The sequence below is a fragment of the Streptomyces sp. NPDC030165 genome, from assembly GCF_055573595.1.
Window position 1 is genome coordinate 94,822 of sequence record NZ_JBVIBD010000009.1, and the last position, 10,877, is coordinate 105,698.

At 71.1% G+C, this 10,877-nt stretch carries 8 protein-coding genes; 4 read left to right on the forward strand and 4 right to left on the reverse strand.

Features of this window, described 5'->3' with window-relative positions:
* The first annotated feature begins 727 nt into the window (after positions 1–727).
* The gene (locus tag ACZ4Z1_RS18750) at positions 728–2,122 is read left to right on the forward strand and encodes a hypothetical protein (RefSeq protein WP_468487688.1); all 1,395 of its coding nucleotides are present in this window, start codon (positions 728–730) and stop codon (positions 2,120–2,122) included.
* Positions 2,123–2,226: 104 nt separating this feature from the next.
* Here ACZ4Z1_RS18750 and ACZ4Z1_RS18755 read toward each other — a convergent pair whose 3' ends face one another.
* Entirely contained in the window at positions 2,227–3,798 is a 1,572-nt protein-coding gene (locus ACZ4Z1_RS18755) for a sensor histidine kinase (RefSeq protein WP_468487689.1), read from the reverse strand.
* Positions 3,799–3,862: 64 nt separating this feature from the next.
* The gene (locus ACZ4Z1_RS18760; RefSeq protein WP_468487690.1) at positions 3,863–4,555 is read right to left on the reverse strand and encodes a response regulator transcription factor; all 693 of its coding nucleotides are present in this window, start codon (positions 4,553–4,555) and stop codon (positions 3,863–3,865) included.
* Positions 4,556–4,799: 244 nt separating this feature from the next.
* Between ACZ4Z1_RS18760 and ACZ4Z1_RS18765 the strand changes: the two genes are divergently transcribed.
* From ACZ4Z1_RS18765 to ACZ4Z1_RS18775, 3 genes are all read left to right on the forward strand, one after another.
* Complete coding sequence (locus ACZ4Z1_RS18765; protein ID WP_468487691.1) at positions 4,800–6,080, forward strand: glycosyltransferase family 4 protein; 1,281 nt, start codon at positions 4,800–4,802, stop codon at positions 6,078–6,080.
* Between the two features lie 116 nt (positions 6,081–6,196).
* On the forward strand, positions 6,197–7,000 hold the full coding sequence (locus tag ACZ4Z1_RS18770) for an SDR family oxidoreductase (RefSeq protein WP_468487692.1): 804 nt from the start codon (positions 6,197–6,199) through the stop codon (positions 6,998–7,000).
* A 156-nt stretch (positions 7,001–7,156) separates the two neighbouring features.
* A complete protein-coding gene (locus ACZ4Z1_RS18775; RefSeq protein ID WP_468487693.1) occupies positions 7,157–8,233 on the forward strand; it encodes a DUF5954 family protein in 1,077 nt (358 codons plus the stop codon).
* Positions 8,234–8,366: 133 nt separating this feature from the next.
* Here ACZ4Z1_RS18775 and ACZ4Z1_RS18780 read toward each other — a convergent pair whose 3' ends face one another.
* Together ACZ4Z1_RS18780 and ACZ4Z1_RS18785 are read right to left on the reverse strand one after the other, a co-directional pair.
* Positions 8,367–9,650 (reverse strand): cytochrome P450, encoded by a 1,284-nt coding sequence (locus tag ACZ4Z1_RS18780; RefSeq protein WP_468487694.1) that lies wholly within the window; start codon positions 9,648–9,650, stop codon positions 8,367–8,369.
* Positions 9,651–9,764: 114 nt separating this feature from the next.
* The gene (locus tag ACZ4Z1_RS18785) at positions 9,765–10,850 is read right to left on the reverse strand and encodes a methyltransferase (protein WP_468487695.1); all 1,086 of its coding nucleotides are present in this window, start codon (positions 10,848–10,850) and stop codon (positions 9,765–9,767) included.
* Positions 10,851–10,877: the final 27 nt, after the last annotated feature.

Below are 10,877 nucleotides of genomic sequence, written 5' to 3' on the forward strand. Positions count from 1 at the left end.
CCCCGGGCCATGACAGGGCGGTGCCGGGCGCTCTGCTGATGCCGCCGTCGCTTTCCGCCTTTAGCTTGCCTTTGTGGGCTGTTCCAGTTTTCCTGTCGCGCTCGATGTCCGTCCGGCTCCGGAAGGGCTCGCATTCCGCATGCCGGAACGTGCAACGCTGGTGAAGACAGCAGGTGACGTTTCTGTGCGTATGGTGTTTTTGGTACCCCATGCCTACGCCGTCGGTGGGATCACTCGAACGGCCCGCAACAACCTGGCCTCGTCCTCCGAGTGGCACGGCTTGCGCCTCGTGCACGCCGTCCGGAACCAGGCGAAACGGTTGCTCGCACCGGGACCGGCAGTGCCCGTGCCCGCCCCGGGGAGCCGCCGCACGTCCACGGCGGACGTGACGGACGTGGCGGATTCGTGTGCCGGGCCGATCGGCCTCTACCTCCCCTGCCTCGTCGCGGGCGAAGACCGTGCCGGGCAGCGTCACCGCCGTGCCGAGCAGCGGATCACCGGATTCGGCCCACACGTTGCCCGCCCGCTCCGCCCTCACGGGACCCGGCGGTCAGGAGCGCCGCCCGACGGCAGCGCCCCGGTCGCCCCCGCGCCGTGCCTCGCCCAGCTCTCGTAGATCATGACGCCCCGACGCCCCAGTGCCGCGACCGGCCCTCATCTGCCGGACACACCAGAGTCCTCCGGCCCTTCGCGGCCCCACAGGCGCGCGCACCGCGCCCTGCTCGCCGTGTGTGCCGCGTTCACCTTCCTTCCCCTGATCTTTCTCCCCCTGTCGCTGCCGCTCGGCTGGGACGAGATCGTCTACGCGAGCCGCTTCACGCCGTACGCCCACGGCCTCGATGTGCCTTTCGAGGCGCCGCGTACCCGTGGCGTCCCCGTCCTGATCGCCCCGGTGGCCGTGTGGTCGGACTCCCTGCCGCTGTTGCGGGGCTGGCTGAGCCTGCTCGCAGGGGCCGCACTGTACGCCGGGTTCCGGCCGTGGCTGCGTGGTTTCGCCGCCTGCCCGGCCGTGGTGCCGCTGGCCGCCGCCGCGTACGGCAGCCTCTGGTTCGCCCTGTTCTACGTCCCGTCGGCCATGCCGAACCACTACACGGCGATGGGCGCCACGGCGGCGGTGGGCTGCTTCACCCGTCATGTGGGCGGCGAGCGCGGAAAACGGTTGCTGTACGGCCTTGCCCTCGGTCTGGCCCTGGTCACGCTGATGCGCCCGAACGACGCGGTGTGGATCGTGGGCCCGATGCTGTTCGCCCTGCTCGTACACCGCCCCGGGCGTGCACTCGTCGCGCCCGTCGCGGCGATGGCCGTGGGCGTGTCTGCGGCGATACTTCCCTGGGCGGTCGAGTCGGTCACGCGCTTCGGCGGCATCGGCGAGCGCCTCGTCCTGGCCACCGACCAGCAAGGCGGCATACGGCCGCAGTTCAACCTCCCGGCCGTGGTCGCCTCCCTGGACGGCCCACTGCTGTGCCGCCCCTGTGCGGGCGGTGACCTCTCCCTGCCCGCCTCCCTGTGGTGGTGGGCGCTGCCGTTCCTGGCCGGCGCGGGTCTGCTGCTCGCCGGCCGCTCACTGCCCGGGCGACGCCCCGCTCTCTGGCTCGCGACAGCGGTCGCGACGTCCTCGGCACTCACCTATGTCTTTTTGATCGACTACGCGGCGCCCCGGTTCCTGCTCACCTCGTACGCCCTGCTGATGCTCCCCGCGGCGGTGGCGCTGCACGCGCTGTGGCGGGCGGCCCGTGCGCGCAGCCGTTTCGGCGTCGCCGCGCTCGCCGTCGTCCTGTGCGCCCATGTGGCCGCCCAACTCGTCACCGTGAACCGTCACGCCGCCATACAGTCCGCCGCCCGCGAGGACTGGACCCGCATCACGGCGGTGTTGCGTGCGGTCGGTGTCGGGCCCGACTGCGTGCTCGGCGGCAACAGTTCGGTCATCCCCGTCGCTTACACGGCCCGCTGCCACCCCGCCGCCGAACACCCGCACCGCGCCCCTGACGCCCTCGTACTCCGCGGTACCACCACCCCTCCCCCACCCCGGCGGAACTGGCGAGTCGTGCCGGTCCCCGACACGTACAACGACTGGCACATCGCGGTGCCGCCCGCGCGGACAGCCGTCCGAGAGCATCCGTGATGGCGTCCGCACGCCGTTCGGGGTGGCTGGGACGGTGATCGAGGCCGGCCCCGCTCCGTCACCGCGCCACCGGCGGTCGCGGGTGGCCGGGGCCGCGCATGGGCTCACGTGCTGCGGGGCGGGCGGGCCGGGTCGGTGGGAGCGGACTCGCCGGCGTTGTGAGCGGAGGGGATATGGAGGGTGAAGGTGGTGCCGGGGTGGGGGTGGTGGGTGTGAGCGGTGAGGGTGCCGTGGTGGCGGTGGGCGATGTCGCGGGCGATGGCCAGGCCGAGGCCGCTGCCGCCGGAGTCCCGGTCGCGGGCCTCGTCGAGGCGGGTGAAGCGTTCGAAAACCCGTTCAAGGTCTTCCGGGGCGAGCGGGGTGCCGTCGTTGTGTACGGAGAGGTCCCACCCGTGGTCGTACGGGGTGATGCTCAGCGTGACGCGGTCGGTGGCGTGCCGGTGGGCGTTGTCGAGGAGGTTGCGCAGGAGCCGGTGGAGTTGGAGGGCGTCACCGCTCGCGGGCGCTTCCTCGGGGAAGGACCCGAGGATGACCTGGCGACCGCGGTGGCCGTCTGCGTGGACGGCTTCGTGGGCGATCTCGACCAGGTCGACGGCGTCCCGGGGCCCGGGCGTATCGGGACGGGCGAGGTAGAGGAGGTCGTCGGTGATGCGGCGGAGCCGGTCGGTGGCCTTCAGCGCGTCGTGGACGGCGTCGGTGAGGTGTTCGGGATGGGCGAGGGCGACTTCGAGCTGGGTGTGCAGGGCCGTGAGGGGTGAGCGGAGTTCGTGGGAGGCGTCGGTGACGAAACGGCGTTGCCGTTCGGCGGCTTCTTCGAGGTGGTTCAAGGTGGTGTTCGTGGTCTCGGCCAGGGCACGGATCCGGTCACGGGCGGCGGGGACGGGGACCCGCCGGTTGAGGTCGGTGGTGTCGGTGATGTCCGCCACCTGCGCGCGGATGGCCTCGACGGGTTTGAGGGACCTGCGGGTGGTGATCCAGGCGGTGGCCGCCACGATCAGGGCGGCGGCGGGGACGCCGGCCTTCAGGGGCACGTCGAGAGTGGCGACGGCGGCGTTGGCGTCGTCGGGCGGAACCAGGTGATAGACGGTGCGCCGGCACCTGCCGGGCGCGTCGGCGGGGTCGGTGCAGCGGCGGTCGGGGAGGGTGTACCGGGCGGCGACGGCGGTGAGGTCGCGGTGGAGCAGGCGTTCGATGCGCTGGCGGACCTGCGTCCGGAGGGTCGCGGCGGCGGGATCGTCTCCCTGGGGGAGAGCGGACTCGATCTGGGCGCGCCACCGCTGCGCGAGGCCGCGGGTCTGCTCGGCGCTGAGGGTGACGGTGCGGATCCAGTCGGGGCCGGCGTCGGGCGGGGCGGGCGGCAGTAGGTCGGCAAGGCCGTCCAGGGTGACGGCGATGCCGGGTGCTGGGTGGATGCGGCCACTGTCGTCGATCTCGGCCTTGGGCCAGAAGCCCTGCTCGAAGACGTGGCTCTGGTCCGTGGTCGCCTCGGTCGCCGCGGTGGTGCGGGCCTGGACCGCGGCGAGGTGAGCGGTTTGCCTGAGGGTCTCGTCGTGGACGTGGCCGCGCAGCCACCACGCTCCGGCCGTGAAGACGACGCAGGCGGCCAGTCCCGCGAGGATCGCGGCCCGGAGCTCGGTCGGTACCCATCGCAGCACCCCGGCCCGCGGCCGATGCACCGCCGTCCGGCTCGTCCGGGCCCTCTGGCCCGTCCGGCCCGAGCGGCCCGGAGGATCGGCGCGCTCAGCCACCGGTGCTCCCGATGGGGGTGAGGCGGTAGCCGTAGCCGCGGACGGTCTCGATCGAACGTGTCCCATAAGGAGTGTCGATTTTGCGGCGGAGAGCGGATACGTACACCTCGACGATCGAGGCGTCGCCGCGGAAGGCGGGGTCCCACACCTCGTCGAGGATTTCTCCCTTGGACAGCACGCGCCCCTGGGCGCGGATCAGCGCGGTGAGCACGCCGAACTGTTTGCCGGTGAGATGGACGGCCGTGGCACCGCGTCCGGCCCGGCGGGTGGCCAGGTCGACCCACAGGTCCCCGTGTCTCAGCACGGGTGAGGCGCCGGTGCGGCCGCCGCGTCGCAGGAGGGCCCGCAGCCGGGAGAGGAGGACGACGTAGGAGAACGGCTTGGTGAGGTAGTCGTCGGCTCCGGTGTCCAGTCCCTCGGCCTCGTCGTGCTCGCCGTCCTTCGCCGTGAGCATCAACACCGGCGTGGTGACGCCGGCGGCCCGCAGCCGGCCGCACACCCCGTAGCCGTGGAGGCGGGGCAGCATCACGTCCAGGACGATGACGTCGTGGTCCCCGGTCAGTGCGAGTTCCAGGCCGGTGACGCCGTCGGTGGCGACGTCCACGGTGTAACCCTCGGCGGTCAGGCCCCGTCGGACCGCGGGGCCGACCTGGGGGTCGTCCTCGACGAGCAGAATGCGGTGCATGCCTTAAAGCCTGGCACACTTTCCGCTTTGCTTTCTTAAGAAATCTTCAGGCTCCCGGCAGGCCCGGACGCCGGCGGCGGATCTTCAGGTTTTCTTCGGGTCGGTGTGCGCAGAATGCAGCCGCCCCCCCTTCCGGCGCCGCGCCGGAAAGCCCCGCCACGCGTGCCGGTACCTTCCCATCGGCCATGCCATCGCGAGAGGGGGGCGGCCCCGCACTCACGACGCTTTGAAGGTTAGACGGCCTGTGCACATTGTCTTTCTCATTCACAATGCCTACGGCATCGGCGGCACGATTCGGGCCACGTACAATCTCGCTTCGGTTCTGGCCGAGCAGCATGACGTGGAGATGGTCTCGGTGTTCAGGCACCGTGACATTCCGGTCATGGATGTGCCGGCGAAGGTCCGTCTGACCCCTCTTGTGGACCTGCGTGCCGCGTCCGCCGATTTCGAGGGCGACGACCCCCGTCATGCGGAGCCCGCCAGGATTTTTCCCCGCGCGGACGGACGGCACAGGCAGTACAGCCGTCTCACGGATTCCCGTATCGGCCACTACCTGTCGCGGTCGGAGGCCGACGTGATCGTCGGGACCCGGCCTGGTCTCAACACGCACATCGCTCGCCAGGCACGCGCGGCCGGCATCCGTGTGGGGCAGGAGCACCTGACGTTCTCGGGCCATGGTTTCCGGCTGCGTCATGAGATACGCCATCGCTACCAGCTGCTGGATGCCATCACCACGGTGTCCGAGTCCGATGCCCGGGCGTATCGGCAGCTCAATTTCCCGGGAGTGCGGGTGGAGGCGATACCGAACAGCGTCCCCCGGGCGGCCGTCGAGCCTGCCGACGGCAGCGGCAAGGTCATCGTCGCAGCGGGGCGGCTGATCCCGCTCAAGCGATACGATATTTTGATCAGGGCGTTCGCCGAAGTGGCCGGCAAACACCCGGACTGGCATCTTCGGATCTTCGGTGAAGGTGACACCACAGGCAATGAGAGGGAATCCCTCACCAGCCTGATCAGTGAACTCGGGCTGAGTCACAACGCGCGTCTCATGGGCAAGGCCGACCCGCTCGAACCGGAATGGGTGAAGGGATCGATCGCCGCCTCGGCTTCCGATCGCGAGTCGTTCGGCATGACCCTCGTCGAGGCGATGCGGTGTGGTCTGCCCGTCGTCTCCACGGACTGCCCTGTCGGACCGCGTGAAATCATCAAGGACGGTGTCGACGGCTGTCTGGTGCCCACCGGCCGTGTCGGCGGCATGGCCACGGCACTGCTCAGACTCGTGGGCGACGACCGTCTGCGCCGGCGCATGGGCGAGGCGGCGCTGAGGAACTCGGCCCGCTTCGATCCCTCACTCATAGCCGAGCGGCACCAGGATCTCTATCAGGAACTGCTCCGGCGCGGCGCCGGACGCCGTTCGATCGGCTTTCGGCGGAATGTCGGCTTCCAGGCACGCACCCGTGCCATCGATACCGCGCACGCCGTGCGCTCCGCGACGCGTGCCATGGCGAGCAAGCTCGGCACTCCCTGAACGAGCGCTCGATCTCTCCTGGTTCACGGGGTGAGAGCCGCCTGCCCCTGCCGTCTGCTGTGATGTCGCAGGAAAACGATTGACGCTGCGGTGCCGTTCGTGCACTATTCCGGCCCGTGGCGACGAACACCCATCATGACCGGCCTGCCCACGGACACGGCACTTCGGCCGACCGTCCGCTCGCCCTGGTGACCGGGGTGGGCCGCACCGTCGGTATCGGCGCGGGCATCGCCCGTCGGCTGGCCGCTTCGGGCTGGGACATCGCCTTCACCTACTGGACGCCCTACGACGACCGTATGAGCTGGGGCAGCGAGCCCGGCGCGACCGAAGTGATCAGCCAAGCTCTGGCCGGGCACGGTGCGTCCACCACCGCGATCGAGGCGGATCTCGCCGACCCGGACACCCCCGCACGCGTCTTCGATGCGGTCGAACAGCGGATGGGCAGTGTCACCGCGCTGGTGATGAGCCACTGCGAGTCCGTCGACTCCGGGCTGCTCGACACCACCGTCGAGAGTTTCGACCGGCACTTCGCCGTCAACGCGCGCGCCACCTGGCTGCTCATCCGCGAGTTCGGACGCCGCTTCGCCGCGGAACGGGGAACCGGCCGGATCGTCAGCCTCACCAGTGATCACACCGTCGGCAACCTGCCCTACGGGGCGAGCAAGGGGGCCCTGGACCGCATCACCCTGGCCGCCGCCCGCGAACTCGCCCATCTCGGCGTGACCGCCAACGTGATCAATCCCGGGCCGGTCGACACCGGCTGGATGCCCGAGGAAGTCCGGGAGTACTGCGTCCGCAGCACTCCGCTCGGCCGGCTGGGCACTCCGCAGGACACCGCGCACCTCGTGGACTTCCTGTGCTCCAAGGAGGGTGAGTGGATCAACGGTCAGCTGCTGATGAGCAACGGTGGCCTCGCGTAGGCGCCGAAGTCCGGTTCTTCAGCGCCATCCGCCAGGTCTCACCACCACGGCTCGTCCGCGGAAGAGTTCGAACCCGTCGCGGCCAACCAGCTGAGGCCGCTGAGGAAATTCAGGAAAACCATGTCAAGCACCTGCCGCGGTCAGCAGGATGGGGGCATGGGCCATGAGAACGTGAGTCGGGGCCGGATGCGGCCGATCGCGGTGCGGCAACCGGAGAATCCCGTGGAGGCGGTCATGGAGGCCGACGCGCTCGACGCCGCACTGGGTACCACGACGATACTCGTACGAGGCCCGCTGTTCGGGGTGGCCGCACAGGACGCCGGGCAGGCACCACGGTGGCGGGTGGTGAGCGCGGTGGAGGCCGGGTGTCCGCAGCAGGCCCGGGACAGCCTCAACTCCGTGTTGTGGTACCGGGCGAAGGACGAAGCCCGGGACCGGGAGGAACGGCGCGCCCTGTTGGCGGCGGTCGCCCGGCTGGAGAGCGAACGCGTCGACGACCTCACCGTACTCGGGACCCGCTACCGGATCGTACGTGCCGAGGAGTACGCGGGCACGGGGCCCGACGGCATCGAGCAGCCCCGCCCGACCGACCCTGAGCCCGCCGTGCCCGACTGGAGCCGCGCCGCCAAGGAGCCGATCGACGACGGCCTGGTCCTGGACCCGGATGCGCCGGTCACGCCCGCCCAGGCCGCGGAGCGGCTGGCGCTGCGCAGCCTGGCTTACACCGGGTCCCGGTTCCCCGAGACCGTACGCAGTGACTCCCGCCGGGCGCTGGAGACCCACCCCGACGTGCTGCTGCTCCCCACGACCTTCAGGGTCGTGGAGAAGAGCGGTTCCGCATGGCAGACAGGCGGAGGCCTGCACGCCAGCGCGCACGGAGCCCGCAGTTCCCTGGACTTCGCCCTCACCTGGCTCCAGCCGCGCCTGCGCGGACTCATCCCCCACGCTGTCGACAACAGGGACGCCGACGCCCGTACGGTAGCCGCCGAAGGCACCGGCCCCGCGGCCGAAGAGCTGGCCGAGTACGCCCGGGCCGCCGACCGGCTCCGGACCGAGTTCGCCAACCAGGTCGAGGCCCGCGGCACCCTGCACCGGATCTGCCGCGTTCGCCGGCTGCTGCGCTGGGGCCCCGACGGACCGGAGGGGCCGCGCCCGTCCGACGTCAACAGTCAGACGCCGATCCAGATGCACCCTCGCCTGGATGAGGACGGCAATATTCACCACGACGAATAGTTCCGGCTGCGGGTTCGCTGACGGGCGCAGGGCCTGTCGTCTTCACCCCCGTCGGCGCCTGCCAGATCGGCGCCGGATTCCCTGCCGCTGTGGCTGTCCACGGAAAGGACGTGCGGGGTGCCGCCGGGCCCGGTCACCTTGCGCCGGTTGCGCAGGCGTTGCCGGAAAGGGTCACCGGCAGGGCGACCGGGCCGCGGACGACTGCTTCGGGCCGCCGCCAGCGGAGGGAGGGCAGGGGAATGTGCGGGGTGAGGCCGGGAGCCGCCGCGGCCAGTTCCTCCAGGGCCACGCGCAGCTGCGTACGGGCCAGTTGGGCGCCCAGGCAGATGTGGGCGCCGTGGCCGAAGGTCAGGTGGCGGGCGGGAGAGCGGGTGATGTCCAGCCGGGAGGCGTCCACGTGCGTACGCGGGTCGAAGCCGGCGTGCAGCAGAGACACCACGACGGCCTCCCCGGCACGTACCCGGACCGCGCCGAGGGCCAGGTCCTGCCGCGCGACGCGGGTGAAGCTCATCGGTACGACGGGGGCGTAACGCAGCAGTTCCTCCACGGCTGCGGACGACGCGCGCTCCGGGCGCGCCGCCGTCGCCAGGAGGCGCCACTGCTCGGGGTGGTCGAGCAGGGCGACGACCGCCAGGCCCAGCTGGCCGATGGAGGTCTCGTAGCCCGCGTTGAGGAGCAGCTCGACCAGCGCCGTCAGCTCCTGGTGGCTCAGCGCTCCGCTTTCGTCGTGCGCGGTGGCCAGCGAGCCCAGCATGTATCCGCCGGGCCGGCGCCGGGCTTCGGTGATCAGTTTCCCGATGTAGTCGCGCAGCGCGTCGTGGGCCGGGCTCCGCTCCTCGAAAGTTCCGGTGGTGATGCCCAGGGCGCGGTCCGCCAGGTCGGCGAAGTGCGCGTGTTCGGCCTCGGGGACGCCGAGTACGCCGCAGATGGTCGCGGCGGACAGGGGCATCGCGTACTGCGCGACGAGGTCGATACGAGTACGGCCGGCGAGGAGCCGACGGGCCGTGCGGCGGATGCCGTCCTCCAGGCGGGCGATGGCCTGAGGGGTGAAGGACCGGTTCACCAGCCTGCGCAGGCGGGTGTGCTGCGGCGGGTCGAGACTGGTGAGGGCTGCCGGGTCGGGGCGGAGCGGGTGGATGGCCGGTGCGGTGGGTGCGGCGGCCGCGGCGCGGCTGAACCGGTCGTCGGTCAGGACCTTGCGGCCCAGGTCGAAGCCGGTGACCAGCCAGATGTGGTCGCCCGTGGGAGCGACGACGGGGACGACGTCCGCGACGCCGTCCGTGGTGGGCAGGAAATCGGGAAGCGGCCCACGCTGGGCGGCTCGGGCGTGGTGGGGATGGCCGGCGGGCACCGTGGGCGCAAGGGAGGCGCATCGTCCGTGCGGTGCGGCCCCGCCGGGCTGGTCCGGGTGGTTCATCGGTGCTCACTCGCTCCCCATGGACGGTTGGACGGGGCGGCTGGACGGCGCCAGGCGCGGCGCCGGGCCGTCCGTCCGCCCGGCGCCCGTCGGCCACCTGCTACTCGGTGCCGGCTACTTGGTACCGGCGACGAGATATTCCGGACCGTCGAGGTGACGGACGGATGTGTCCCGGAACCCGGCCTCGTCCATCCATGCCCGGCAGTCGGCGCCGGTGTATCCCAGTCCCCCGGCGGAGACCAGCGAGACGTTGAGGCTGATCAGCAGGCCGGTGGTGCGGTCCCTGCGGTCGTCGTCGATGAGGGACTCGTAGATGAGCAGCGAACCGCCCTGGGGCAGTGCGTCGTACGCCTTGCGGATGAGCATCTTCTTCGTGTCCAGGTCCCAGTCGTGCAGGACGTGGCCCATGACGAGGACCTCGGCCGTCGGCAGCGGCCCGGTGAAGAAGTCCCCGCCCTCGAACCGCACCCGGTCGGCGATGCCCAGCTGCTTGGTGTGGGCCGTGAAACCCGCTTCGACCGCGGGCAGGTCGAAGCCGATGCCTTCCACGTGCTCGTGGCGGGTGAGGATCTGGGTTAGCAGGGCGCCCTCGGCACAGCCCACGTCCGCCACGGAGCGCACCGTGTGCCAGTCGTACGTCTCGGCCAACGCCTGGTTGGCGCCCATGCTGTATCCGGTCATCGCCCGCAGGAAGCCGGTCACCTGGTCCGGAGCGGCGAACGCCGCACCGAAGGTGTCGCTGTCGGCGTCGGCGGCGACCGGTTCGGGCTCGGTCGGTGCCGCGTCGCCTGAACCGCCGGATACGGCGAGGGCGCGGGAGAAGTCGAGCCGTCCGCCGGTGCGCAGGGCTTCGGTGAGACCGGCCCAGCAGGGGAAGCCCGCGTTGAGGAACTCCAGGTACCCCGAGATGTCGGTGGCGGGTTTGCCGGGGTCGAGGTGACGGTCGGCCGTCGGGGAGTTGCGGTAGATGCCGTCCTGTCGCATCAGCAGGCCCATCGAGACGAGGGCGTCGAGGAAGTCGGCGCCGCCGCGGCCGGTGATGCCGAGGCGGGCGCACAGCTCCTCACCGGTCGCCGGCTGCCGGGCCAGGGTTTCGAAGACCTTGAGCTCCACGGCGCTCAGCAGGACCTTCGACTTCCAGAAGGCGACCGCGAGATCGAGGATGGCGTGCGGCGAGTCGGACACCGAAGGCTTGGTCATGCGGGACTCCGTTCAAGGGATGTGAAG

Excerpts from the sequence above, each read along its gene's own strand:
- ACZ4Z1_RS18775 (WP_468487693.1), top strand. The coding sequence starts at position 7,157 with ATGGGCCATGAGAACGTGAGTCGGGGCCGGATGCGGCCGATCGCGGTG.
- ACZ4Z1_RS18780 (WP_468487694.1), bottom strand. The coding sequence starts at position 9,650 with ATGAACCACCCGGACCAGCCCGGCGGGGCCGCACCGCACGGACGATGC.
- ACZ4Z1_RS18760 (WP_468487690.1), bottom strand. The coding sequence starts at position 4,555 with ATGCACCGCATTCTGCTCGTCGAGGACGACCCCCAGGTCGGCCCCGCG.
- ACZ4Z1_RS18785 (WP_468487695.1), bottom strand. The coding sequence starts at position 10,850 with ATGACCAAGCCTTCGGTGTCCGACTCGCCGCACGCCATCCTCGATCTC.